The 26176-nt window shown below is 53.3% G+C and carries 25 protein-coding genes; 13 read left to right on the forward strand and 12 right to left on the reverse strand.

The window, feature by feature from the left end; genetic code table 11:
* The first annotated feature begins 68 nt into the window (after positions 1-68).
* Positions 69-1430: a trypsin-like peptidase domain-containing protein gene (locus tag H6853_02105; protein USO04093.1), complete on the forward strand. Its 1362-nt coding sequence runs from the start codon at positions 69-71 to the stop codon at positions 1428-1430.
* A 34-nt stretch (positions 1431-1464) separates the two neighbouring features.
* Here the strand turns inward: H6853_02105 and H6853_02110 are convergent, their stop codons facing one another.
* Positions 1465-2118, reverse strand: a complete 654-nt coding sequence (locus H6853_02110) for a carbonic anhydrase (GenBank protein USO04569.1) — start codon at positions 2116-2118, stop codon at positions 1465-1467.
* 118 nt (positions 2119-2236) lie between these two features.
* On the opposite strand from H6853_02110, the gene hslV reads away from it, so the two are divergent.
* Positions 2237-2758 carry an ATP-dependent protease subunit HslV gene (hslV, locus tag H6853_02115; GenBank protein USO04094.1) on the forward strand — a complete coding sequence of 174 codons (522 nt, stop codon included), beginning with the start codon at positions 2237-2239 and terminating at the stop codon, positions 2756-2758.
* Positions 2759-2767: 9 nt separating this feature from the next.
* A complete protein-coding gene (gene hslU / locus H6853_02120) occupies positions 2768-4123 on the forward strand; it encodes an ATP-dependent protease ATPase subunit HslU (GenBank protein USO04095.1) in 1356 nt (451 codons plus the stop codon).
* Here hslU and H6853_02125 read toward each other — a convergent pair.
* Positions 4120-5064: a hypothetical protein gene (locus H6853_02125; protein ID USO04096.1), complete on the reverse strand. Its 945-nt coding sequence runs from the start codon at positions 5062-5064 to the stop codon at positions 4120-4122. The two genes, hslU and H6853_02125, sit on opposite strands and share 4 nt — an antisense overlap.
* Positions 5065-5331: 267 nt before the next feature.
* On the opposite strand from H6853_02125, the gene H6853_02130 reads away from it, so the two are divergent.
* On the forward strand, positions 5332-6225 hold the full coding sequence (locus tag H6853_02130) for a M23 family metallopeptidase (GenBank protein ID USO04097.1): 894 nt from the start codon (positions 5332-5334) through the stop codon (positions 6223-6225).
* Here H6853_02130 and H6853_02135 read toward each other — a convergent pair.
* The gene (locus H6853_02135) at positions 6213-6800 is read right to left on the reverse strand and encodes a Smr/MutS family protein (GenBank protein ID USO04098.1); all 588 of its coding nucleotides are present in this window, start codon (positions 6798-6800) and stop codon (positions 6213-6215) included. The two genes, H6853_02130 and H6853_02135, sit on opposite strands and share 13 nt — an antisense overlap.
* A gap of 143 nt (positions 6801-6943) precedes the next feature.
* Between H6853_02135 and H6853_02140 the strand changes: the two genes are divergently transcribed.
* Positions 6944-7588, forward strand: a complete 645-nt coding sequence (locus H6853_02140; protein ID USO04099.1) for a hypothetical protein — start codon at positions 6944-6946, stop codon at positions 7586-7588.
* Between the two features lie 115 nt (positions 7589-7703).
* Positions 7704-8282 (forward strand): hypothetical protein, encoded by a 579-nt coding sequence (locus H6853_02145; protein USO04100.1) that lies wholly within the window; start codon positions 7704-7706, stop codon positions 8280-8282.
* Here the strand turns inward: H6853_02145 and H6853_02150 are convergent.
* Positions 8271-8957 carry a response regulator transcription factor gene (locus H6853_02150; GenBank protein ID USO04101.1) on the reverse strand — a complete coding sequence of 229 codons (687 nt, stop codon included), beginning with the start codon at positions 8955-8957 and terminating at the stop codon, positions 8271-8273. The genes H6853_02145 and H6853_02150 overlap by 12 nt on opposite strands.
* A 98-nt stretch (positions 8958-9055) precedes the next feature.
* On the opposite strand from H6853_02150, the gene H6853_02155 reads away from it, so the two are divergent.
* Entirely contained in the window at positions 9056-9925 is an 870-nt protein-coding gene (locus tag H6853_02155; GenBank protein USO04102.1) for a hypothetical protein, read from the forward strand.
* Positions 9926-9928: 3 nt separating this feature from the next.
* Here H6853_02155 and H6853_02160 read toward each other — a convergent pair whose 3' ends face one another.
* Positions 9929-10594, reverse strand: a complete 666-nt coding sequence (locus H6853_02160; GenBank protein ID USO04103.1) for a YggS family pyridoxal phosphate-dependent enzyme — start codon at positions 10592-10594, stop codon at positions 9929-9931.
* Positions 10595-10676: 82 nt separating this feature from the next.
* Positions 10677-11831, reverse strand: coding sequence for a porin (locus H6853_02165; GenBank protein USO04104.1), 1155 nt, complete (start codon positions 11829-11831; stop codon positions 10677-10679).
* Positions 11832-12179: 348 nt separating this feature from the next.
* Here H6853_02165 and H6853_02170 point away from each other — a divergent pair, with 348 nt between their 5' ends.
* The 4 genes from H6853_02170 to H6853_02185 all read left to right on the forward strand — a co-directional run bounded on the left by H6853_02170 (position 12180) and on the right by H6853_02185 (position 17390).
* Positions 12180-12695 carry a DUF3576 domain-containing protein gene (locus tag H6853_02170; protein USO04570.1) on the forward strand — a complete coding sequence of 172 codons (516 nt, stop codon included), beginning with the start codon at positions 12180-12182 and terminating at the stop codon, positions 12693-12695.
* An 8-nt stretch (positions 12696-12703) separates the two neighbouring features.
* Complete coding sequence (locus H6853_02175) at positions 12704-15250, forward strand: leucine--tRNA ligase (GenBank protein USO04105.1); 2547 nt, start codon at positions 12704-12706, stop codon at positions 15248-15250.
* Positions 15251-15264: 14 nt separating this feature from the next.
* Positions 15265-15759 (forward strand): hypothetical protein, encoded by a 495-nt coding sequence (locus H6853_02180; protein ID USO04106.1) that lies wholly within the window; start codon positions 15265-15267, stop codon positions 15757-15759.
* 614 nt (positions 15760-16373) lie between these two features.
* Positions 16374-17390 carry a DNA polymerase III subunit delta gene (locus tag H6853_02185; GenBank protein ID USO04107.1) on the forward strand — a complete coding sequence of 339 codons (1017 nt, stop codon included), beginning with the start codon at positions 16374-16376 and terminating at the stop codon, positions 17388-17390.
* On the opposite strand, the gene H6853_02190 is transcribed toward H6853_02185, so the two are convergent.
* The 6 genes from H6853_02190 to H6853_02215 all read right to left on the reverse strand — a co-directional run bounded on the left by H6853_02190 (position 17380) and on the right by H6853_02215 (position 23490).
* Positions 17380-18303, reverse strand: a complete 924-nt coding sequence (locus tag H6853_02190) for a ParB/RepB/Spo0J family partition protein (protein USO04108.1) — start codon at positions 18301-18303, stop codon at positions 17380-17382. The two genes, H6853_02185 and H6853_02190, sit on opposite strands and share 11 nt — an antisense overlap.
* Positions 18304-18323: 20 nt before the next feature.
* A complete protein-coding gene (locus tag H6853_02195) occupies positions 18324-19154 on the reverse strand; it encodes a ParA family protein (GenBank protein USO04571.1) in 831 nt (276 codons plus the stop codon).
* 170 nt (positions 19155-19324) lie between these two features.
* Entirely contained in the window at positions 19325-19951 is a 627-nt protein-coding gene (gene rsmG / locus H6853_02200; GenBank protein ID USO04109.1) for a 16S rRNA (guanine(527)-N(7))-methyltransferase RsmG, read from the reverse strand.
* Positions 19944-21830 carry a tRNA uridine-5-carboxymethylaminomethyl(34) synthesis enzyme MnmG gene (gene mnmG / locus H6853_02205; GenBank protein ID USO04110.1) on the reverse strand — a complete coding sequence of 629 codons (1887 nt, stop codon included), beginning with the start codon at positions 21828-21830 and terminating at the stop codon, positions 19944-19946. The genes rsmG and mnmG overlap by 8 nt, the downstream gene beginning before the upstream one ends.
* Positions 21831-21868: 38 nt before the next feature.
* Entirely contained in the window at positions 21869-23212 is a 1344-nt protein-coding gene (gene mnmE, locus H6853_02210) for a tRNA uridine-5-carboxymethylaminomethyl(34) synthesis GTPase MnmE (protein ID USO04111.1), read from the reverse strand.
* The gene (locus H6853_02215; protein ID USO04112.1) at positions 23209-23490 is read right to left on the reverse strand and encodes a hypothetical protein; all 282 of its coding nucleotides are present in this window, start codon (positions 23488-23490) and stop codon (positions 23209-23211) included. Before H6853_02215 ends, mnmE begins: the two co-directional genes overlap by 4 nt.
* Positions 23491-23573: 83 nt before the next feature.
* On the opposite strand from H6853_02215, the gene H6853_02220 reads away from it, so the two are divergent.
* Together H6853_02220 and H6853_02225 are read left to right on the forward strand one after the other, a co-directional pair.
* Positions 23574-24272, forward strand: a complete 699-nt coding sequence (locus H6853_02220; protein ID USO04113.1) for a dienelactone hydrolase family protein — start codon at positions 23574-23576, stop codon at positions 24270-24272.
* A gap of 15 nt (positions 24273-24287) precedes the next feature.
* The gene (locus H6853_02225; GenBank protein USO04114.1) at positions 24288-25895 is read left to right on the forward strand and encodes a hypothetical protein; all 1608 of its coding nucleotides are present in this window, start codon (positions 24288-24290) and stop codon (positions 25893-25895) included.
* Positions 25896-26176 lie beyond the last annotated feature (281 nt).

Consider the following 26176-nt stretch of genomic DNA (forward strand, 5'->3'; position numbering starts at 1 on the left):
CGCTTAACAAAAAACATATTTTGGTGTATTTTTAAACAGATTTTATCCTAACCCGGAGCATGGTTCCCATGCGATTTTTCCTTTTCCTTGCTTTTGTCTCTGCCTTGTCTGCCGCCGCCTGCCAACGTGTAAGCGTTGCAAAACATCCGCTACAGCCGTATCCGGATATCCCGGAAAATGTACAGCCGGCCCCCATCGGTTTTAACAAGTTGCGCTTTCACATTCCGACCGGCAGCCATATCGCTTCCACCGGCCCGAAGGGTCCCCTTGGGATTTTCCTCTGCGGCACGCCTTATGACACCATGCAGAAGGGAATCATCGGTCGCTATTTTGTCGATGACAACCTGAAGGAGATTTTTGGCGATACGCTTGAAGCCCAGGGATATGACGTGACGGGCGATCCAGGGCTTTTGTTCGATGAAGACGCAGACAGGCAGCGCACCGTTTATTCCATCGGCGCGCGCGTGACGGATATGCGGATGGATTTGTGTGACCGAAAATCCTTCCTGACGGGCGCCGACCGCGGCTATACCGGAGAAGGGGAGCTTGAAATCGAATGGAGCGTTTTCGACCTTCTTCACCGCCGAAGCGTCTATAAAAACACAACGCACGGCTACGCACAATTATCCGTTGCCAACCATGAGGGCATGCAGCTTATTATTGACGATGCCTTTGCAGCGGCCGTTCATAACCTGGGTGCCGATCCGGAATTCCGGGCGCTTGTCCTTTACGGCGACCTGCCGGACAAAGAGCCAAATGCGGATAAAGACCCCGGCGAAGAGCCCACCGGACTTTTCGATCCGCAGGAAACCGTTACCCTTCGCAATCCGCCGCTTTTCAAAAAACCTGCCGCAGGACGCCTTGAAAACCTGCTGAAAACAGCCGTTCAGATTGAAGCCGGCGGAACGATGGGCTCCGGTTTCTTTATCACCGATAAAGGGCATATCCTGACCAATGCCCATGTGGTGGGAAATGCCTTTCGCGTGCGCATTGTGTCTTCCGGCAAAAAAGAAAAGATGATTGCAGAGGTGTTGCGCACGGACCGGTTACGCGACGTGGCCCTGCTGCGCCTGGAAAAAGTGCCGGAGCATTTAAATATTACAACGCTGCCGATCCGCATGGAAAACCCTAAAGTGGGTGAAGATATTTATGCCATCGGCTCCCCCCAGTACCGCCAGCTGCAGGACACCGTGACCAAAGGTATTGTCAGCTCTTTACGTTACGACCGGCGCGAACACCAGCCTTACATTCAGGGAGATGTGACCATTCACGGCGGAAATTCCGGCGGACCACTTCTGGACGCAAACGGCAATATTATCGGCATAAGCGTTTCAGGGTACATAGACCGTGAGGGCAAAGACCTCTCCGGCCTGAACAACTTCATCCCGATCGGCCAGGCACTTGAAAAACTGGGCATTACGCTGGATTAAACCGCGGCAGAAAAACCGGGGAAATCCGGCAGGCCTATTTCAGGGCTGCATCCCTGTAAGTCCCGTCATCAGACAAAAATTGAAGAGTCCCGTCATCCAAAGAAAAATACCACCCGTGTAACTTGATCGTTCCGTTATCGATCCTTTCCCTGATCCACGGAAAGGTCTTCAGGTTTTCGAGAGACGTTATAATCCCTTCCTTTTCACAAGCGGTATGCGGATCTTCGCCGCTATGCCCGCATGTATGAAGGGCGCGCGCTTTCGCCTCTTTGGCAATATCGACCCAGCTTGAAATAAAGCTAAACTCTTTTTCTTCTTCACATTCCTCACAGGTATCTCCACGGTCGAGAAGCGCGCGGATACCGGCGCAGCCGCTATGCCCCAGCACCACAATATGCCTGACCTGCAAATTTTTCACCGCAAATTCCAGCGCGGCGGACGTGCCGTGATAACTGTCCGCAACAGGCTGGTAGGGAGGCACAAGATTGGCAACATTGCGCACCACAAAAATATCGCCGGGGCGCGCATCCGTCAGGATGGAAGGATCGACCCGCGCGTCGCTACAGCTGATAATGAGCGTCCTTGGCTCCTGTTTCACTGCGAGGTGCTCGTAGAGCCTTTCTTCGCCGCAAAAATGCTTCGCGTGAAACCTTTTAAACCCCTCCAATAACGCCTTTACCTCAGCCATACGGGCAATCATACGGGAGCTTTCAGGCTTTGTTGAGTAAAAACTTTAAAAACCGTCCCCTGAAAATCCGAAGCGGAATACTTGACGAACTGTGCATAAATGGTGCATGTGATAGCCCATGACAACGATACTTGCAGTGCGAAAAGACGATTCCATCGTCGTGGCCGGAGACGGACAGGTTTCCATGGGACCTACCGTGATGAAATCCAACGCCAAAAAAGTCCGGCGGCTGGGAAAAGACGGGAAAATCATTGCAGGATTTGCCGGTTCCACCGCCGATGCCTTCACGTTGTTCGAACGGCTGGAAGCTAAACTGGAAGCTCATCCGGGACAGCTCACCCGCGCCTGCGTCGAACTGGCCAAGGACTGGCGCACCGATAAATATCTGCGAAAACTGGAAGCCCTGATGGCTGTGTGCGACAAGGACACCTCTCTTATTCTCTCCGGCACGGGAGATGTCGTGGAACCGGAAGACGGGATTATCGGCATTGGCTCCGGCGGAAACTTCGCCCTCTCTGCCGCGCGCGCGCTGATAGATCAAACAGACCTCAGCGCGGAAGACATTGCCCGCAAATCCCTTGAAATTGCAGCGGATATCTGTGTCTACACCAACAAAAACATTATCGTCGAAAAGCTTTAGAAAGCACGCATGACAAAAGAACCCGACCAGAAGCCTCCTGAGAAAAATACGGGTGTTTCCACTTTTTCTCCCCGTGAAATTGTTTCGGAGCTGGACCGCTATATTATCGGCCAGCATGACGCCAAGCGGGCCGTTGCCATCGCCTTGCGGAACAGGTGGCGGCGCATGCAGCTTTCTCCCGATTTACAAGAAGAGGTGTATCCAAAAAATATTTTGATGATCGGGCCGACCGGCGTCGGAAAAACGGAAATCGCGCGAAGGCTGGCCAAACTGGCCCAGGCCCCCTTCGTCAAAGTTGAAGCGACAAAATTTACCGAGGTCGGCTATGTCGGCAAGGATGTCGAATCCATCATTCGCGATCTGGTTGAAATCGCCATCCATATGGTCCGCGAAAAAATGCGTAAAAGCGTAAAGGCGCAGGCCGAAGTCTATGCCGAGGACCGGGTGCTGGACGCCCTTGTCGGCGCCGAGGCCGGGGAAGCCACGCGAAGCTCTTTCCGCACCAAGCTCCGGGCGGGCGATTTCAACGACAAGGAAATCGAACTGGAACTGCAGGATAACAGCAACCCGCTTTCCAACATGCTGGATATCCCGGGCATGCCGGGCGCGTCCATGAGCATGGTCAATCTGGGCGATATGTTCGGCAAAGGATTTGGCGGAAGAACAAAACGGAAAAAAATGACCGTGGCCGCATCCTACGATATTTTGATGGCCGAAGAAGCGGACAAGCTTCTGGATGAAGACAAAGTGATCTCGGAAGCACTGGATCTTGTGCAGCAAAACGGCATCGTTTTTCTGGACGAAGTGGACAAGATCGCAGCCCGTCAGGATGCCCGCGGCGGAGATGTCTCCCGCGAAGGCGTGCAACGCGACCTGCTGCCGCTTATTGAAGGCACGACCGTCTCCACAAAATACGGCGCAATCAAAACGGACCATATTTTGTTTATTGCCAGCGGCGCGTTTCATTATGCCAAGCCTTCCGACCTGTTACCCGAACTTCAGGGACGGCTGCCCATTCGGGTGGAACTGCGGGCCCTGACCGAAGAAGACTTCAAACGCATCCTGACTGAAACCGACGCGTGCCTGATTACGCAATATAAGGCATTGATCGGCACCGAGAACATGACCCTGAATTTCTCTGAGGAAGCCATTGACGCGATCGCAAAAATCGCCTTTCAGGTCAACGAAACCGTCGAAAATATCGGCGCGCGGCGCCTGCTCACCGTCATGGAAAAATTGCTCGATGACATTTCCTTTACGGCATCCGACCGCAGTGGGGAGACATTTGAAATCACCGCCGATTACGTCCGTGAAAATGTCTCTGAACTGGCCGGAGACGCGGATTTGAGCAAATTTATTCTTTAGCCGCGCATGCGTAACAGGGGAGGCGCAACACGCGGTCCCGCGTCCTGCTGCTCCACGGCTTTTTTAAAAGAAACCGGATGGTCCCATGCCGCCACCTGATCTGCGCTCTCAATAACAAGCCCTGTATAGGCCGCATGCGCCTCCGGAGAGCCGGCCTTTAAACGCTCGACGCGCCGGTCCAAACGTTCCAGATTCAAAGCGGCCCGGGCAAAAACGATCAAGGGAGAACTCGTCCTTTTTCCATTCCGGTCCGTTATTTTCCTGACCTCATCATAAACACAGGAAGAAGCGCACATCAGGACAGAGCTGGGACGCAGCTTTTCTCCCTTATAAGTGACGGCCTTTCCGGCTATCCCGGGTATACAGCGCGGGGCATTGTTTTCGTCTGCAAAGCGCTTCCATTCCGCCCTGAGCCCAATAGGACGAAAAATGCCGGCCACATAAAGCGGATTTTTCTTTCGGGCGGCAGCCAGGGCAGCCTGATAAAGTTTTCCTTTTCCATCGTCGTCGTAGAAAGCATCCTCAAAGGAAATGTCCTCTCCCTGGATTCTCAAAGCCTGATTTTTCCTGAGTCCTTCATCATATAAAAGCTGGTACGTAATTTTTGCGAGGCGGGTGGCCCTGTGAACAGCGAAAACAGATTTTTCTATAAAATTGGCCCCTGCCATATTCATAGAAAAACTGTAAGAGTGCCGGGCCCGCGTTGCCGCATTATAACGCGCCGCCAAAAGATCCAGATCTCTGGTCCGAACAGGGTGGTCGCATTGATGCGTCGAGTTCATGCGGGCGTATAAATGAAATTTTGCCGGGGAGGAGCGGTAAGGCGCCACGCGAACCAGTCGGGTAAAGTGGTTGTGATCTTCATAACAATCCGGACAATAAAACTGATATTGGCCGGGCGGATAATCATCCGGATTTGCCCGATTTGCCGAGATGGGCATCAACAAATTCTCCCGCTCGGTATCAAAAGGGATCGCGGTCAAAATATAGCGGCTGGAGGACGTATGCATTTCTCAATCCAAGTATTAAAAAATAATTTTTTATTGTTTTTACAGCCTGTCTTTGTGCAGGATGCCAATATGCTTAAAGCCCGTACTATACTTATATTTTTCATATTTTCAATATTCGAAAATTTTCCGGCTCTGGCGCAGGATTCGCCGGCTTTTCGTCTGCCCGCTGACTGCAATTATGGCGAAAATTGCTGGGTCATGAATTATGTCGATATGGGGCCGGTGGCGGATGGAAAAAACACAGATCCGGCCTGCGGCACGCGGACCTATGACGGGCATAAAGGCACGGATATTGCGATTCGCAGCAAAGCCGAAATGGACAAAGGCGTTTCCGTTCTGGCCGCCGAAGCTGGAAAAGTGATACGGGTGCGGGACGGACAGCCGGATCGGTTTCCTTCGGAAGAAGAGCTGCGGGAAATCAAAAAAGATCAGAAAGAATGCGGCAACGCGGTTTTAATCGACCATGGCAATGCCCTCCAGACGCTCTATTGCCATCTCAAAGAAAATTCAATTTTGGTAAAGGCAAACGACGAGATAAAAGCCGGTCAAAAAATAGGGGAAATCGGCCTGTCCGGCTATACGGAATTCCCCCATCTTCATTTCGGCATTCTCTGGGAAGGCGATGTCATGGACCCCTTCACCGGCCTGAGCAACACGGAAAAATGCGGCAGCGTCAAACAATCCCTGTGGAAACCTTCCGCCAATATTTCCTATCGTCCCGTTTCCCTATATGCCGCAGGCTTTCAAAGCGAAATTCCCGATCTGGATAAAATCGACCGCGGCCAACAACAGCCGGATTCTTTTAAAACAACCGTGCCTGTCCTGGCTTTCTGGACAACTTTCCTTGGCGTGCGGGAAGGCGATTCGATTGTGATGGAGGTCCGCGGCCCTGACGGAAAGATTTTTTCCCGGCGAACCATTAAACAACCCGCAACGCGCGCACGGCAGCTTTACTACACGGGCCGCAAACTCTCGCAAGATGTATTAAAGGCCGGACCCTATACCGGCCGGTCGACCCTGACCCGCACGATGAAAGACGGGGAAACGAAAAGCTGGACGATTGAACGGCGCATTCACATTCAGGAAGAATAGTCTCTCTCCCGCCGGAGATAGACATATAGCGCGCCCTCCCCACCGTCTTTTTTCTGCGCCGGAACCGTTTTTAAAACAATGTTTGAAAGCGGGCGTTCCGACAGCCATTCCGGCACACGCCGGCGTAAAATACCCCGCGGGGATGTTGTCCAGTCGGCTGCCGGTTCTTCCGGCGCCCCTTTTCCCGTGATAACCAAAACACAGCGTCTTCCTTCCGCCTGCGCGTTTTGAATAAATGCCACCAGCGCGGATTTTGCGTCATCCTGCCGGTATCCGTGCAAATCCAGCCGCCCTTCAATAGAGAGCTTTCCCTGACGCAAACGCTCTTCCGTCCGGCGGTCCAGTTGAGAATCACCCTTTTCGGCCTGTCGCGGCGAAGATTGCTGCGGATTAAAAACGGGGGTTGTCCGACCCCCTTCTTCCTGCACCTCTTCCCTTTTTCCATGACGGCGGCGAAGCGCTTCTTCCTGCGCATCCCAGTCCACGTCTTCCAAAGGATCAATGTCGCGGGCAAAGGATTTCCAAAGCTGAAAATCGTCCATTCCCCCGCCTTTCCCTTTTCCGGATCCGCTCATTCTTTTCTTTCTGTCCCTTCTTCGGGCATAATAGGCGAAGCAGGCTTCTTTAACAAACATGCAAGACCATGAACCGGATTTTTTATTTTTTCCTTTTTTTCCTCCTTTTTTCAGGGAGCCTGTTATGGAATCCTGCGAACGGTTTGAGTGAGACGGGCGACCTCAAAATTTCTTCGACGGAAGACGTTGTCATCGCCTTTTATAAAACCGGCGGACATCAACCCGATTTCGAGCGCTGGATCAAAGAAAGGGACCCTTATAGAACGACCGCGCCCTTCCTGCGGCCCGAAACGATGGAAAAGGAAATGGTGCGCCTTAAAAAAGCCTATGCGTCTTTTGACCCCCAGGAGGATTTTTTAATCTTGAAGGCAAATATTTTCGCCAGGCTCCTTCAGGAAACAGACAAAAAAAATCCCGAGAAAACGGCCCATTTTCTGGAGATGAGCTTTAAGGCCGGAGAGGCAGGCTATTTCCCTTACCGCTTTCTGGATAAACGCTTTGCCGTTGTTCCCGACAACCTGCGGGATTATCTCAGGCTCGAAATTCCGGAAGGGCAATTCACCCATTTGGCGCAGCAACTTGGAAACGAAGGAGCGGCGGTTACCATGATATTGCAGCTCCGGCCCCTTAAGGCGGATATGAAAGCGCCTTATCAGGTTGACGGATATGAACAATGGGCTTTTTTAACGCGGATTGCCGCCATCTCTGTCTGGGATCGCGCAGGCAGATTTCTATGGGAATACACGGCGCCCTGGTATATGGCCCCCTTGCGCGCAAACCCCTTATAAACCCGCTTAAACATAAACGGACCGAAAATACCGGTATTTGGCAAGAATCTTGCTCTAAGGTAGAATGGAATGGGCTTTATGGCTCCAGATGTAAAAAGAGGAAACGGGATTTGCCATGTTTTCACAACTTGGTCCTTTATTTAAAACAACGTTCCGCCAGGCCGAATCGACAGATACGCGCCAGGACATCAAGCATTACGAAAAGGACGACGGGCGCAAAAAGCGTGAACAGGAAGACAGGCAAGAAACAAGCGAATTTTGGGAAGACACGACATCCGTCTCTACCGAAGCGCTGCGCACCTTCCTTGTGAATTTCCTCAAAACAATTCCGGAAGAAGCGGACGGACGGCTTTCCGAAAGCGCCCCGGAGGCCCCGGAAGAAAAGATACAAGAATACAGGGCCCCAAAAACAAGCGTAACCGCCCGCGCCCTGCACGCCTATCAATCCATGAATGAAAAAACACATACGGGATCCCCGCCGCCACGGCCGGAGCCTGAAAACATGCCTGACACAGCACAAAGCGCAGACGGCGTTTCCCTGCTTCCCGGCTCGGATGTACGCATTATTCACACGCTGATTGACGATCTCAAAACCCTGTCCGAAGGAGGCCTTGAAACCCTGACCATTCAGAAGGCGGACAGTTTTCTCGACAGTCTGGTAACCGCTGTAAACCTTGAAAAATCAAGACGTTAGGAGGCAGTACCCCTCCCCGTCCGTCCCCAGAATTTCAGGATTGGACGGATCTTTTTCGATTTTTTGCCGCAAGCGGTAAATATGGGTTTCAAGCGTATGGGTCTCAACCCCGTCCGCATATGCCCACACGCGCTCCAAAAGGGTTTGTCGATCCACGGCCTTTCCTTTGTTTTCAAAGAGCGTCAGAAGGATATCGCGTTCTTTTTCGGTTAAATAAAGCGGCTTGTCTTTTGCCTGTCCGTCTTCTAACAAATTTTCCTTCACTTTCAACAGATAAGGTCCAATCTGAAGGGTTTCGGGGACATGGGAAAGATGCTCTTTCCTAAGAAGCGTACGAATTCTGTCAATCAATGCGCCGGCGCGGACAGGCGTATGGAAAACCGCATCAAAGGATTCGGCCGCCCAATCCTCTTTTCCGCCGCCCGCGCCTTCCAACAAAACGCCGATAAGAGGGATTCCTTCCAAACGGGCCAAAATGGCCGGGATTTGGGGGGTTTCCAAAAAAAGCACGGCCAAATTGGCGTCGGGACAAGCCTCACCCGCCACCCCCTCAACATCCTCGTACCGCCTGACCGGCATTTGAGCCGCAGACAACGCCTCCTGCAAAAAGCCGGAAAACAGGTCATTTTTTGCATAAATAACAATCATAGAGGCAGAAAACTCCTTATCCTGCATAAAAACCACCCTCCTTATTCTCATCTAACCCATTGATTTAAAAGATTCAACCTTTGGCATAAAGATTGCAAATCTTCCGGAAAGGAACAGGAGCCCTTATGAGCGATCATACCACCATATCAAATATCAACAACCGGACAGCCGGAAGCGGTGGATACGCAAAATCTTCGGGCACGGTGCAAAGCTGGAAAAAAACAAAAAGCTTTGACGCCGTTCAAACGGAAGAACAGGCAAGCCGCACCGCCGCCCGCGCCATTGTCATGGACAAGGAATCTTTTTTCAAAACGGCCTCGAAAACGTCAAACCCCGAAAAGAAAAGAGAAAGTTTTGAAACCGCCCTGACCATGGCAGAGGAAAAACCGGCCGAGGAAAATCTGTCTTCCTCCGTGTTCGGCTTTGAAGATGTCCTTGACGTTATCAACCCGCTTCAACACCTTCCTGTCGTCAATCTGGTGTATCGCGGCCTGACGGGCGATACAATCAAACCCATGGCGCAAATCATCGGCGGCGGGCTTTACGGCGGACCGGTCGGCGCCATCAGCGGCACCGTCAACGCCGTCATCGAGCATGAAACAGGTCACGACATTGCCGGCAATGTTCTGGCGCTGGTGCGCGGCGAAAACGGATCGGAAAATGAAAGCATTGAATTCGCACGCGCCAAAGACAACCCTGAAAAACAGCTTGAAATCGCCGCCGGATATTTTGAAGACAGCGCCCGGGAAATCGCCGCGAAACGAGAGCTGCCGGGTACGGCCATGGCCTTTGTCAATTTAAAGAAAACAGCCATATCCTATGATAAACGTGCCGCAGCAGGAGGCCGCACCGCCGGATACATGAATGTGCGCAGGCCGTCGAATCCTGCGCCCGTTTCCTACACACCTGCCCCCATCACGCCTGAAACCCTGCCGCATCGCGACCCCGTTACGCGGATGGAACTTTCTCCGTTGCCGCCGGAAACCGGTTTCTGATTCTTATCCTTCCCGCGCGCCAAAAATGAACGTGCCAACCCGGACATGCGTTGCCCCGAAAGGAACGGCTTTTTCAAAATCCGCACTCATCCCCATACTCAAATCTTTTAGCCCGTTTTCCTTCGCCAGTTTTGCCAGCAGCGCAAAATGAAGCGCGGCCGGTTCGTCAAAAGGCGGAATGCACATGAGTCCCCGGATGCTTACCCCTTCATCCCGGCAAAGCGCCAAAAGCGCAGGCAGGTCATCCGGCGCGACGCCCGCCTTTTGAGGTTCTTCGCCTGTATTCACCTGAACGAAACAGGGCGGAAAACGTCCCTGTTTTTTCATTTCCCTTGCCAGCGCCATCACAAGTTTCGGACGGTCCACCGTTTCAATCGCATCGAATAACCGAAGAGCCTCTTTTACTTTGTTTGTCTGCAGCGGGCCAATCAAATGCAACTTTAAATCGGGATATTCCGGCTTCATCTGTGCCCAGTGATCTTGCGCTTCCTGCACGCGGTTTTCCCCGAAAAGACGCTGGCCCGCCTCCAGCGCCGCGCTTATTTTTTCCGGCGGCTGGCGTTTGCTGACCGCCACAAGATGGACGTCTTCCGGTTTCCGGTTTGCCGCCCGCGCGGCTTTTCCGATTTTCTCGCGAACCTGCGCGATATTTTCTGCGACCTGATTCATAAAGCTTAAGATAAATTCTATTCCGGCAAAAAGAAAGGGGCGCCAGAAGCGCCCCCCTCCAAAACTTATCTTCCAACCTAAATTAGAAGTTGAACTGAATACCACCCAAAACGGATGTTGCTTCAACGTCAGAGCCGATAGCAGCCGGCACATCGTGGTCGATGAAGCTGATGGATCCGCGGAAAGACAGGCCAGGCGCAGCGGTGTAGATCACACCACCTGTGTAACGCTTGGTGTCGTACTGACCAGCGGCCAATCCGTTTTCGTCATCTTTGTTGTAGTAGGATGCACCGAGTTTGAACGGGCCGGTCGTGTAGTCGACGCCGACAACGATCGTGTCGTCTTCGTCACCAACATCCGTACCATTGTTGTTTTCGGTGTAAACCGCACCAACGCCGAAGGCGCCGATATCAAGGTCCAGACCTACGTTCCACTCTTTCATGTCGTCCAGGGCACCGCCTGCAACTTCATTTTCGAGTTCAACGTGGGTGTAACCACCGCCAACAGCAAAGCCAACATTGTTGAATTGACCTTCGTAACGAACGGCACCTTCATAAGCTTCGCCGTATGCGTTGTTGACGTCATCACGGTTGAAACCTTCACGTCCGCTTGCGGAAGCAGCATCACCGGCGTCAGGCGTGTAAGACACACCAAACTGGAAGCCGTTCCAGATAGGAGACAAGTAGGTCAGTTTTTCGTCGGCACCGCCGGCTTGACCTGTCAGGTCGTTATCGTAGTCAAAACCGTCGGGGGTGTTAACTGTCGTACCAAGGTACGTGTTAACAGCAGCTACGGTTGAAGCGATCGCGTAGTTGACAGGCTGAATGTATTGACGGATACCGTCAATGTTGGAGTCTGCGGAAGGTGCAGCAACCTGCAACAGGTAAGCAGCGCCATCTTCGGAACCAATGTTCACGCGGCCCAGATCGGATGCCAGGTAAAGGTATGATTCTTCAGGAATGTTCGCAGCGTCACCACCGTCAACTTCCAGTTCCAGATGGAAACCGTATGTCAGGCCGTTGTCTGCTGTAGCTTCAGCATTGATGTGCAACTCGGATTCACGCAGAATGTCGAAGTTACGCTCATCTGTGTTGGCAGCTGAGGATGTATCTTGATCCAGCCAGCCAACATAGTTTTTCGTGTGACCGCCAACGGTCAGGTCAACCTGCGCCATTGCCGGAGCAGAAGCCATTGTCATACCAACGACAGCAGCGCTGCAAAGTAGAAGTTTTTTCATTGTATTCCTCCAATTGAAGACTTCGGTTTAAATGTTTACTTGAGCGCGACTTACAAAAAAACAAAATCACATCAAGAAAACCCATCCGAGACATCGAATGTGCCCCTATATAAGCCAGCGTTTAGGCAGAGGGTCAACGCACGCGATGCAAAGATGCAACATTTTTTTGAAGGATGTTGTAATTTTGCAACATCCTGCCCTTAATCATTGCCATATCAAGCCTCACCTCCCCCCGGCATAGCGATCAACTATATCTTGAGAGAGAGCCCGTCTCATGCTAATCAGGCAGGAATGCATAAAACCGAGAGAAAAGTTATGAAAAACCTTAGCCTTTTTGCCCTTTTTCTAATGATCCCCTTTCTCATGGGAGGCTGCGGCGGCATGCCCGATATTGGCGGCGAAGCGAAATATCCCAGCGGCGCGGACCGGACCACAACAGGTGATGACATTTACGGGAAAAAAGAAAGCATTTTCGGCAAAGACGGGCTGAAACTTCTCGGCGGAAAAGATGACAAACCCACGGACGGCTCAACCGGCATCGGCGTCAACAGCTTCCTGTGGCGCGCTTCTCTGGATACGGTTTCTTTCATGCCCCTGTCCAGCGCGGATCCTTTTGGCGGGGTCATTATTACGGACTGGTATTCCCCGGAAGAAAAACAGGGCGAGCGCTTTAAGGTCAATGTCTTCATACTCGATCGGCAGCTACGCTCCGACGGGGTTAAGGTCAAAGTTTTCCGCCAGGTCGCCAGTAACGGGCGCTGGGTCGATTCAAGGGTCGCGGACAATACGGCCTCCCAGATGGAAGAGGCAATCCTGACCCGTGCACGCCAGCTCCGCGTGGCCCAGCTTTCCGAAGAAGATTAAGCCTGAACATGACACGCTATAACATCAAAGACTCCGAGGCCAAATGGCAGCAGGTCTGGCAAGACCGCAAAAGTTTTGAAGTCACGGAAGATCCGGCCAAAGAGAAGTGTTATGTGCTGGCCATGCTGCCTTACCCTTCCGGGCGCATCCATGTGGGGCATGTGCGCAACTATACCCTGTCCGATGTGGTGGCCCGTTATAAAAAAGCCAAAGGCTTCAACGTCCTGAACCCTATGGGGTGGGACGCGCTGGGACTTCCGGCGGAAAACGCGGCCATGGAGCGGGGCACCCATCCGAAAGACTGGACCTACAAAAACATCGCCCAGATGAAAGAGCAGCTTTTGTCCATGGGGCTGGCCATTGACTGGTCACGGGAAATTGCGACCTGCGATCCCGACTATTACCGCCATGAACAAAAAATGTTTCTCGACTTCTATAAGAAGGGGTTGGCCTACCGCAAGGAATCGGTTGTGAACTGGGACCCGGTGGAAAACACGGTCCTCGCCAACGAACAAGTAGTAGACGGCTGCGGATGGCGGTCCGGCGCCCCTGTCGAGCGCCGCAAGCTCTATCAATGGTTTTTCAAGATCACCGCATATGCCGATGAGCTTCTTGAAGGGATTCAAACGCTGGAGCGCTGGCCGGACAAGGTCCGCCTGATGCAGGAAAACTGGATCGGGAAATCCACCGGCGCGCAGTTCAGGTTCGACCTGACCACAGCCGATGGAACGGTGGAAGTCTACACCACGCGCCCCGATACCCTGTATGGAGCCTCTTTCGTCGCCCTTGCCGCCGACCATCCGCTGGCCGAAAAACTGGCCGGAGAAAAAAACGGTTTTAAAGAGTTTGTGAAGGCCTGCCAGGCTGTCGGCACCTCCGAAGAAGCCATCGAAAAGGCCGAAAAAATCGGCTTCGATACAGGCCATAAAGTCGCCCATCCTTTCATTGAAAGCAAGGAACTGCCCGTTTACCTGGCCAACTTTATCCTCATGGATTACGGGACGGGCGCCATTTTCGGCTGCCCCGCCCACGACCAGCGCGACTTTGATTTTGCGACAAAATACGGCCTCGATATTCTGCCGGTCATCTCCGCCCCCGAAGACGAAACGCTTCCCTATATCGGCGAAGGCACTTTGATGAATTCGGATTTTATGAACGGCCTGCCTGTTGAAGACGCCAAAGCCGCTGCCATTCAAAAACTTGAAGCGCTGGGACGCGGCAGCGGCGTGACCAATTTCCGCCTGCGCGACTGGGGAGTCAGCCGCCAGCGCTACTGGGGATGTCCCGTGCCTTTTGTGCATTGCGAAAGCTGCGGCCTTGTCCCCGTGCCGGAAGACCAGCTTCCCGTCGAACTGCCGTACGACATCAATTACGACGCGCCGGGCAATCCGCTGGACCGGCACCCGACATGGAAAAATGTGGCCTGCCCGCAATGCGGACGTGACGCCCGCCGTGAAACGGATACCTGCGATACCTTTTTTGAAAGCAGCTGGTATTTCCTGCGTTATCTCGACCCGAAAAACAAGGCGCGCGGTTTCGCGGATGAAAAATCGAATTACTGGATGCCTGTCGACCAGTATATCGGCGGCGTCGAACACGCCGTTTTGCACCTCCTTTATTCGCGCTTTTTTACCCGTGCCTTGAAAAGCTGCGGCTATGACGTGCCGGACGAGCCTTTTGCAGGACTCTTCACGCAAGGCATGGTTACGCATGCTACTTACAAGGACAAAGACGGACACTGGGTTTTTCCGGTAGAGATTGAAGAAAAAGACGGAAAGCTTGTGAAGACTACAGACGGTTCACCCGTTACCATCGGACGCATCGAAAAAATGTCCAAATCCAAGAAGAACGTGGTTGATCCGCAGGATATTATCGATTGTTACGGCGCGGACGCCGCGCGCTTTTTTATTCTTTCGGACTCCCCGCCGGACCGGGATCTGGAATGGTCCGAAGCCGGCATTGAAGGGGCGTGGAAATATATCAACAAGCTCTACCGCGTCGTCATAGAAAGCAAGGACCGTCTTGGCGAAAAAAATCTCCCCATGCCGGCCAGCCTGAGCGAAAACGCAAAAGAATTGCGCACCGCCACCCATAAAACGATTGACGGGGTAGGCAAAGACATTGACGCCTTCCATATGAACAAGGCCGTCGCCCGCATCCGGGAATTTTCAAACGCGCTGGCCTCCTTCCAGACGAAAGAAAACGGCGACGACTGGGCGCTGCGCGAAGGATACGAAGCCCTCATCAGGCTGATGAACCCGATGATTCCGCATCTGGCCGAAGAGCTTTGGGCCGCGCTGGGCCATGAAACCCTGCTGGCCGATGAAAGCTGGCCGAAAGCCGATCCGGCCCTGTTGAAAACGGACAGCATCACCATCGCAGTGCAAATCAACGGCAAAGTGAAGTCGACCATTACCCTGCCCAGCGATGCCGGCAAAGACGAAGCCGAAAAAACCGCCCTGGCGGAAGATGCCGTACAAAAAGCGCTGGAAGGCAAAACGATCCGCAAAATCATCGTCGTGCCGGGCCGAATCGTCAACGTGGTCGCGGGATGAAAAAATTCTGCCTGATGTTCGTTTTCCTTCTTTCCGCCTGCGGGTTCCAACCGATGTACGGGACCCATTCGGGCGGCGGGTCCGTTCAAACGGACATCGCCCGGACCTCCCAGGCGAGCCTGGACCGGATCGGCATTGATATAATTCCCGATGCCGAAGGCGTTTATTTGCGTAACGAACTTATAGACCGGTTTTACCGGAACGGCTATCCGGCAGAAAAAGCCTACCGCCTTTCGATCCAGCCCCTTCAGGAAACCAAAAAAGATTTTGACATCACGGTCGATTCGGAAGCTACCCGCCGCCAGCTTACCCTCAAGACCGTCATGCGTTTAATTGATACGGCGTCAGGAAAAGAACTGCTGCGGCGAAACGTCAAGGCTATCAGCAGTTATGACGTGATAGGCAGCCAGTTCACCACCCGCGTGGCCCGGCAAGACGCCCGCGAAGCCGCGTTAAACGATATCGCCCGCCAGATCGAGCTCCAGCTTACCTTGTTTTTTAACCGCTAATTCTTCCTGAAATCATAAAAAGCTTTGACAAATTCCGGCATTCCGGGCTATAACCATAATCATTGAACGCTTTCATCCGGCGCTTCAATCGTGGCATTTGAAGGGGCAGCTTGCACCACGTTAAAAAGGCTAAAGAGCGCTACGGCGAACGAACCGCTGTGGTCCCTTAAAACAAGGAACCCTGGCGGGAAGTTGGCTTTTTTTGTGCCTTTTTTAAGGGGCGCGGCAAAACCTTTCTCCCGACAGATATTTGAAACCCGCACCTCTTGCTAAGAGGTGCCAATACATGGAGATACATAAATGTCATTTAAACCGAACTTTTTAGAAGAAATAGGCATAAACGCAGATACAGTCCCCCAAGGTCTTGTTGTCGCTTTCACGGACGTAAACCAAACAAATTTGCGGATACAGTCCCCTGAAGGAGAAAATAAAGTGATTGATACCCGGACGATACAAGGATACCAAACATTGGGCGATGTCAAAGAAACCATCCGAAACACGCTTATCGAATTTGGAGCCAAACCGGCAGAGCTTCGCGTTTGATACCCCTTTTGTATTTTATAGATAAAAAGCCGGGTTTCAAAAGCCCGGCTTTTTCTTTAGACTAACGACTCATGAAACTTGGCTGGAAACAGATTGACCCGTTCGTAAAAAACCCCGACCCCAGGGCGCGGGCAGTTTTGGTGTACGGCCCCGATGACGGACTGATGCGCGAACGGGCCAGGCTGATCGCCGGAAGCGTTGTACCGGATCTAAACGATCCGTTCAACGTGGCCGTGATAAACGGCGACCAGCTGGCGCAAGATCCCGCCCTCCTGCCGGATGAGGCCCACGCCATGTCCATGATGGGCGGCGCGCGGCTGATCCGCATCGAAAGCGCAGGCGATAAAATAACGCCTGTTTTAAAGGAATATCTGGCGGCGCCCAGCGATGTAAATCTGGTAGTGATCGAAGCGGGCGCGCTTGGCCCGAAATCTCCTTTGCGCAAACTTTGCGAAAGCGCAAAAAACGCCGCCGTGATTCCCTGCTATGTAGAAGATGAGCGCGGGATTTCGAATCTTGTCCGGGAAATTTTATCCGAATCCGGCTACAGCATCCAGGGAGACGCCAATAGCTGGCTATCTGCAAATATCGCGGGGGACCGGATGCGCGCCCGCGGGGAAATTGAAAAACTGGTCCTGTATATGGGGGGAAAAGGCGGCACCATTACCCTTGAAGATGCGCAAGCCGCCTGCGGAGAAGCGGGCACAGGCTCGCTGGACGATCTGGTTTATGCCGTCGCCGGGAACAAACCGGAAGCCGCGCTTACGTCTTTTTCCCGCCTGACACAGGAAGGCGTGCCGATTATGGTCGTCCTGCGAACCCTGCAAAATCATTTCCGGCGTTTGCATTATACCCGCAGCCTGATGCAAAGCGGCCTGACACAGGATCAGGCCATAAAGTCTCTCCAGCCGCCGATCTTTTTTAAATATGAGCCGCCCTTTAAAGCGCAGATTCAACGTTGGGACATGAAAAAACTTCAAATCGTAATGGAAAAACTGGCAACGCTCGAAGCCCAGACAAAACGCACCGGCACCCCTGTCGAAACATTATGCGCACAGGCTATTTTATCGGTAAGCTCTATTCGCTGACGTTGCGATGAGACAGGCGCTGTAAAACTTCATCCAGCTGATCCAGCGATTTGAATTCAACGGAGAGCTTTCCCGCATGCCCGTCTTTCATGTCAACGCTGACCCGCATCCCCAGCACCGCCGATACTTCATTCTCCAGCGCCAGAGTATCCGCGTCTTTTGACGGTTTCGAAGACTTCCCCGATGTGGAGCGATGCCGAACCTCACGCCCCGCCACCTCGGCCGCCAGTTTCTCCGCCTGACGTACGGACAGCCCCTTGCTGATAATTTCCTGCGCCAGAAGAGTTGGGTTTGCAGACCCGACAAGGGCGCGCGCATGCCCGGCAGACAGTTCCCCCCTGCCAACCATCCCCTGCACACTTTCCGGAAGCTGGAGCAGCCGGATCATATTCGAAACATGGCTTCTGCTCTTCCCAACGACCTCGCCGACAGATTCCTTTGAATTTCCGAATTCGTCAATTAAACGCTGATATCCTTTTGCTTCTTCAATCGGGGTTAAATCCTGCCGCTGCAAATTTTCTATTAAGGCAATCTGCAGCGTATCCGCATCATCCAGATCCCGGACAACCACCGGCAATTCATGTATTTGAGCAAGCTGCGCGGCGCGCCACCTGCGCTCGCCGGCAATAATTTCATATTTCTCCGCATCGTGTTTGTGCGGACGCACCAGAATCGGCTGGAGGATGCCGTGTTCCTGAATGGAAGAGGCCAGTTCGTCCAGAGTATCATCATTGAAATAATGGCGCGGCTGATCCGGATTCGGAACAAGTTGTCCTATACCAATCATTTTTCCCGCTGCGCCCCTCTGCCCCCCGGAAACATGCATACCGGAATCCGGAGAGGAAAAACTTTCTTCCTCATCCTCAAATAAAGCATCCAGCCCGCGGCCCAATCCTCTTTGTTTCGGAGTCATCTTTCTTTTGCCTTTTTGTTTTACATCGCCGGCGCGGAAGAAACCTGACCGGAATCAGCCCGTACCGGTGGAAGCCCCGTCGCCAAAAGCTTCTTCTCCCGCCTTAAAATTTCGGCCGCCAGAGAAATATAAGCCCGCGCACCAGAGCAGTTCATATCATACACAATAGCCGGCAAACCGTGGGAAGGCGCTTCGGATAAACGTACATTACGGGGAATAACCGTTTTATAAACCTTGTCGCCGAAAAACTTGCGCACATCCTCCGCCACCATATTGGAAAGATTGTTGCGCCCGTCAAACATCGTCAGGACCACCCCGTGAATATCCAGCCGCGCATTAAAACTTTTCCGGACGCGATCAATTGTCTTCGTCAGATGGGACAGCCCCTCCAGCGCATAAAATTCGCATTGAAGCGGCACCACAATCGAATCTGCCGCCACCAATGCATTCAGCGTCAAAAGGCTTAAGGAAGGCGGACAATCGATCACGATGTAATCATAAGGCAACGGCACCCGCAAAGCGTCCTGCAGGCGGTATTCGCGCCGGCGCGCATTGACAAGCTCAATCTCCGCGCCGGACAAGTGAATGGAAGACGGCAAAACATGCAGGCCAGGCACCTTTGTTTCCTGCGCCGCTTTCGTCACGGGCTCCCCGTCGAAAATAACGTCATAGGTACTGGTCCGCAGCGCAGCGCGGCGCAGACCAAGGCCCGTGCTGGCGTTCCCTTGCGGATCCAGATCAACGAGCAAAACCTTTTTGCCGATCGCGCTTAACGCCGTGGCCAGATTGACGGATGTCGTGGTTTTACCGACCCCGCCTTTCTGGTTGGCAACCGCCAGAATACGGGGGATGCGGCCGGCCGGCGCCGATGTCATGGATCTTTTGTTTTTACTCAAATTACTGGAATAGGGGTAACGGGTCATACGGGGGACCACCCTCCACTTGTTTCGTTTTTGAAGATGAAAATATAGTGGAGGACAGGTGCCTGAAAGTCAAGAAAATAAGCGGCTTTAGCCCTTGTTTATGCACATCGGGCCGGCAAGCGCCGCACCTGTTTCAGGACCAGAATATGCGCTTTCCCTTCTGTCCGGCTTGGATGTTTTTCGAGATCAAACGCCCATTTTTGACGGGCCAGACTCACTTCTTCCTCCGCTTTTTCCCCTTTGGGAAAAACCAGCTTCAGATCAGGATTTTTTTCTCCCCAAACCCGGCAATATTCCAAAAGCCGCTCCAAAGGAGCAAGCGCCCGCGCCGTAATAATATCGGGCGCCGCATCCAGCGCCTGCGCCGCGTCTTCTATCCGCATATTATGGATGGTAACTTTTGTCCTTGTTTCACGTGAAACCGCCCCCAGAAAAGCGCATTTTTTTTCATCCGACTCGACCAGATGAACATCCAGATCGGGCCGCACAATCGCGAGAACCAGTCCCGGGAACCCCGCGCCGGAACCTATATCAAACAAAGTTTGCGGTGAATCCGGAATATAGTTTATGAGCTGGAGCGAATCTTTAAAATGCCGTTCCCATGCCTTTGCAAGGGTTTTTGGGCTCACCAGATTTATTTTGGGCTGCCATTTTTGCAAAAGCGCCTGATAAGCCTCTAACCTGTCCCTTGTTTCACGTGAAACGTTTCCCGTAAAATCAGGCAAGGTTTTTACTCCTGTTATCACGCTTCACATGGCGTAAGAGCGCCATCAATGCCGCCGGCGTAACCCCGGGGATACGGGACGCCGCCCCCAATGTTTCGGGGCGCACAAGTTCGAGCTTTTGGCGCACTTCATTGGACAGGCTGCCCACGGACCTGTAATCCAGCGCCGCGGGAAGCTTCAGGGCTTCATCCTTCCGAAAAGCCGTGATATCCGCCTCCTGCCGGTCCATATATCCGGCATAAGCGGCATCAATTTCAATTTGCTCCCGAATGTCGCCGCGCACCTCTTCCATTTCCGGCCAGAGACGGGACAAACTCTCCCAGTACACACTGGGATAACGCAGCAGGTCAAACGCACTCCGCCGGCGGCCGTCCTGATTGACAGGCAGGCCTTTTTTAGCCAGTTCGTCCGGCGTTCCGGAAAGCGTTTCCTGCAATAATGTCCGGGCGGCCCCCAGCGCTTCTTTCTTTTGCCGCCACGCCGCCTGACGTAAAGCCCCGACACAGCCCAGCGCAATGCCTTTATCCGTTAAACGCTGGTCCGCATTATCCGCGCGAAGCTTCAGACGGTATTCCGCGCGGGACGTAAACATCCGGTAGGGCTCCGGCGCCCCGTGGGTGGTCAGGTCGTCAATCAATACCCCTATATAGGCTTCCGCGCGATCAAGCACGAAAGGCTTCACCGTTTCATGCGAAACACGCCCCACCTGTAGCGCCGCGTTCAACCCCGCCATAAGCCCCTGCGCCGCCGCTTCCTCATAACCGGTCGATCCATTGATCTGCCCCGCCATAAAAAGTCCGGAAAGTCTTTTTGATTCAAGGGTTTGCTTAAGCTCGCGCGGGTCACAATAATCATATTCGATGGCATAGGCCCATTCCAGAACCTCCACATTCTCAAGCCCTTTAATCGTTTTCAAAAAAGCGGCCTGAACCTCGATCGGCAGGGCATTCGACATCCCGTTCGGATAAACCGTCGGATCCTCCAGCCCTTCCGGTTCCAGAAAAACCTGGTGACGGTTTTTGTCCGCAAAGCGAACGACTTTGTCCTCGATAGACGGGCAATAACGCGGCCCGGTGCCTTCAATCTGACCGGAATACATCGGGGCGCGATGAAGATTGTCACGAATGATTTTGTGGGTTTCTTCATTCGTATAGGTAATGCCGCATTCAATCTGCGGCAGGGTAATTTTGTCATTCATATAGGAAAAAGGCACGGGCGCCGCATCGGCTTTTTGCATTTCCAGCGCCGTCCACTCAATCGTGCGCCCATCCAGACGGGCGGGGGTCCCGGTTTTAAGACGGCCCAAAGGAAAGCCGAGCCGCTCCAGCGTCCGGGCAAGCCCTACCGCCGGCGCATCCCCCACGCGGCCCGCGGGGGTCTTTTCTTCTCCGCGATGAATAAGGCCGCGCAAAAAGGTTCCGGTGGTTAAAACGACCGCTTTACAGCGGATTTCGAGCCCTTCCAGCGTTCGAACACCCGCAATTCCGCCGTTTTCAAGAATAAGGTCTTCGGCGCCGCCCTCGATCAGCGTCAGGTTGGGCGTTTCCTTCAAGGCCGTCTGCATCGCTTTTTTATAGAGCTTCCGGTCGGCCTGCGCCCGCGGACCGCGCACCGCCGGGCCTTTGGACGCATTCAACATGCGAAACTGAATCCCCGCCTGATCGATAACCCGGCCCATCAGCCCGTCCAGCGCATCGATTTCCCGCACCAGATGCCCCTTGCCAAGCCCGCCAATAGCCGGATTGCAGGACATGGCGCCAATCGTGTCGATCTTATGGGTCAGCAGGGCCGTCTTTGCGCCCATCCGGGCCGCTGCCGCTGCCGCCTCGCAACCCGCATGCCCGCCGCCAATCACAACAATATCAAACGTCTCGCTCATGGCCGCCTTTATAATACGAAAATATCCCAAAAAGCTATTTATTTTCCAATGCAGAAATCTTTGAAAATGACATCCAGCAAGTCTTCTACGTCCACACGGCCCGTAATCCGGCCCAGCGCACGCACGGCAAGACGCAAGTCTTCGGCCATGAGTTCCGGCAGCGGCGCCGAAAGCGATTTCTCAAGAGCGGCAAGACATTCCTCCAGCGCTGCGCGGTGACGCGCGCGGGTCAAAACCGGAGTCTCGCGCTGCCCGATCAACATTTTGATTTTTTCTATCAACGCCGCCATAAGGTCGTCCAGGCCCTCACCGGTTTTGACGGATAATTTTATGCCCTCTTTCATGCCCCCGGGAGGCGAGGATTCGAACACATCACGCTTGTTCAAAACGGTAATTGCCTTCTCGTTTACCAGAGCGGCCGTGCCGGGATCGAGCCGATCCGCGCTGCCGTCAAAAAGAAGGAGCCGGATATCCGCTTCTTCCGCCCGCTGCAACGCGCGTCTGATGCCTTCCGATTCAATCGCTCCATGGGCATCCTCTCCCACCTGACCGGGCCGCAAGCCCGCGGTATCCGAGAGAATCACCGGATATCCGCCCAGATCCAGATGCACCTCGATCACATCACGGGTGGTCCCCGCCAGATCCGAGACTATTGCGACATCGCGCCGGGCCAGCGCGTTGACAAGAGACGATTTTCCGGCATTCGGCGCCCCGATCACCGCCACATGAATCCCGTGCCGCAAACGCTCCCCGCGCCGGTTATCGTTCAGATGGTCTTTGATTTCGCATTTCAGTTTTTCAATCTGCGGACGCATTTTTTCGATCTCGCTGTCCGGAACATCTTCGTCTGGAAAATCAATCACAGCCTCTATATAGGCCAATGTTTTCACCAGCGCCGCCCGCCACCCGTCATAAAGCCTCGAAAGGGCGCCGCCCATCTGGGCCAAAGCCTGACGGCGCTGTGCCTGCGTTTCCGCATCGATTAAATCGGCAACGGCCTCGGCTTCCGTTAAATCCATTTTACCGTTTTCGAAGGCCCGGCGCGTAAATTCGCCCGGCTCGGCGGGGCGATGGCCGCTCATCTGTGACAAGGCCGATAAAACGCCCTCTATAACAGCCGGAGAACCATGGCAGTGATATTCCACGATATCTTCACCGGTAAAACTGGCCGGCGCCCTGAAGCCAATCACAACCGCTTCATCCAATGTTTCACGTGAAACAGGATCAACAAGCCTGCGCAAATCCGCCTGACGCACGGACGGCACTTTATTATTACAAATCAAAGACTTAAGGGAGTTCCAGCTTTCCGGACCGGACACACGTATAACGGCAACGCCCCCTTTTCCCGGTGCGGAAGACAGCGCATAGACCGTATCAATCATGCCTTTTTCTTGGATTTAGAGGCCGGCGCCTCTTCCGAAGACGGCGGCATGCCAATTCCCATCTGCTGCCAGAACATTTTCTGCATATCCTGCATCCCTTGAAATCCGGATGGAAACCACGTTTTCATCAATGTTTCAGGGTCGAGAGAACGAATATTTTCTGCCATACGCTCTTCCAGCGTCTCCATCATTTTTTCCTGCATCGGCAGAACATCCGGCAGCCCTAAAAAACGACGGGCCTCTTCCGGCGTACAATCAATATCAAAATTAAACTTCATGACAGTCCGTCTCCTGTTTTGCCTTTTATGGAGTCTGTGGTAAATGATTTCACTGGGAGACTCAAGAAACAAAGGCTTTAACCATGTCAAATATCACTTTGGCCGCAAGAGACGGCGGCGCCTTTAACGCCTATATCGCGATGCCCGCAAAAACCCCCGCGCCGACCGTAATCGTCATTCAGGAAATTTTCGGGGTCAATGAAGGTATCCGGAAAAAATGCGACTGGCTTGCCAGCGAGGGATTTATTGCTGTCGCGCCGGATATTTACTGGCGTATCGAACCGGATATCCAGCTAACGGACCAAACGCCGGAAGAATGGGAGAAGGCGCTCGATCTAATGAACAGGCTGGATATGGAAATGGCCGTTGAAGATTTGCGCGCAACCAGGCACGCCTTTCGCGGTCATGCCGATTCCACCGGACGGGTTGGCGCGATCGGTTATTGTCTTGGCGGCAAACTGGTTTACCTTCTTGGCTGTCAAAGCGATATCGACGCCTGCGTCGCCTATCACGGCGTCGGGCTCGAAAACCTGCTGGCACAGGCTGATAATTTAAAGCACCCGATGATGCTCCAAATGCCCGAAGAAGACGAATATGTTCCCGAAGACGCGCAGCAAAAAATTAAAAACGCCCTGGCCGGAAACGATTTTGTAACCATTCATTCCTATCCGGGACTAAAGCACGCCTTTACGCGTTATAAAGGACAAAACTATGACGAAGCAGGAGCGCAGCTTGCGGACAAACGCACGCTGGATTTCCTGAAACGCAATCTGGGCCTTTAGGAAAGAAAAAACGACGTGAGTCATTTAAACACCGAAGACCAGCAACTTGCGGCCAGTGCTCTCAAGACCATACGGAGCTTATGCAGCGGAAACGGCCTCAAAGCCGAATCAATTACCCTTTCTTCCCTGGATATAAAAACGCTGACCAATTCCGCCAGCACGTTTTTAGAAATAAAACCGCAGCTTCAGGAAAGAAAAAGTGCCGGAAAACAGGTAAGCGGCACGCTCGTCCACAGTAAAGCCGACGCCATGAAAGCCATTGACGGAATGATCGGCGGGGCCGTCCGGGATGCCGGTGCACGTCAACAAATCCTTGCGCAATTACAACAAAGACCGGACAAGGGTTTTGGATTAAACGGCACGACAATCAATCTCGATTTTTTAAGCCAGGATTTTACGTGGCACGAAAACTGTAACCATTGCAACGGGCAGGGAAAATCCGCCTGTCCCCGATGTCACGGGCAAAAAATGGAACAGTGTTCGCAGTGTCAGGGCCGCATGATGATCCCGTGCAACATCTGCCGCAATACCGGACATGTGCAGGGACCGGACGGACAGCAGAAAATCTGCACAAAGTGCCAGGGGCAGCGCCGGATGATCTGCCCGCTTTGCCGCCGGGCCGGAAAAATTCCCTGCCGGCAATGCCGCGCCAGCGGGTATATGAACTGTCCTTCCTGCAACGGCACGGGGGTTTTCAGCCATATTACCCATCTTTCCGCGCAGGGATTGACTTATTTTGAATTCGACCGTTCCCCGCTCCCGCCCGCCGTGGCAAATCTCGTAGATAAAGAAGCGCCCGCCCTTGTCGTAAACGGCCATATCCAGGTTTCAAGCGAAGCGGCCGATGCAAAAAACGGAGCGCTGGGGCTAAGTTACGAAATGCTTTTTCCTTACGGTGAAATTATATTCAGCCTGCGCAAAAAAAGACTTAAAGCCCATTTATTCGGATACAAAGCACGGCTTCTCGACCTGCCGCCTTTCTTGAACAGCCTTATCGCGCCGGGTCTCAGGGAACTCGAAGCCGCCGCCGTCGGACAGGGGAATGTGGCTGGAAAAATAAAAAAAGCAAGCCGTTACCGCCTTCTGGGACTGGCCCTTGTCAATGCCGCCCAAAGCTCTACACGCAAAACGACAAACATCCTGCGTCAAAAATATCCCATCGGCCTGAAAAAGGGCACCCTGACAAAAATTACGGACGATGCCGCACGCGCCACCGCCCACATCACCCGCAAGCCCCGTTATTACGGGCTGGCGGCGGGTCTTGTTTTAACGGGCCTTTTATACGCGCTTTATTACCTGGGCCCGGTACAAGGACTTCTCGCGCCATATATTCCGAATAAAAACCTCTCAGCGGCGATGGACGGAATGCTTGTTGTTATCGGCTGTGTTTTGACCACCTTTTCGATCCAGATGAGCGCCCGCAAAGCCCTGCGCGATGCGATCGGGCACCTTGTTCCGGACCCTCAAAGAAAAAAACTCGTCCCCAGAACACATTCCAGCCGCTGGATCGGATATGCAGGATCTGTCGCGCTTTATTTTATCGTCATCGAAGTGGCCGCACATGTCGAGGGCGCCGCGCCGCCTGTCTGGTACGGCGCCTTGCGCAACATGCTGGGGCTATAAAAAAACCGCTCCGGCGGGTTCAAGCCAACCGGAGCGGTCTTAAGCGACGCGAGGGACATTGCGCCTATAACGCACGCGACTTTTTATCTGCAGCCTTTTTAAAGGTCTTTTCGGATCTCCGGGGGCAAAACGGAAAAGCCAGACAAGACCCAAGCCACGCTCAAAAGCCGCCTTGCATTCCAGCAGGGCGCTGGTTTTGGTTCAGTGCAGGATCTTCTTTTTTGAGAAGGGGAAGGTAAAAATCCGCCTGAACCGGGGAGAAAAAACATCTAAAACCGGAA

Source organism: Rhodospirillales bacterium (genome assembly GCA_023898765.1).
Classification (GTDB): domain Bacteria; phylum Pseudomonadota; class Alphaproteobacteria; order Micavibrionales; family Micavibrionaceae.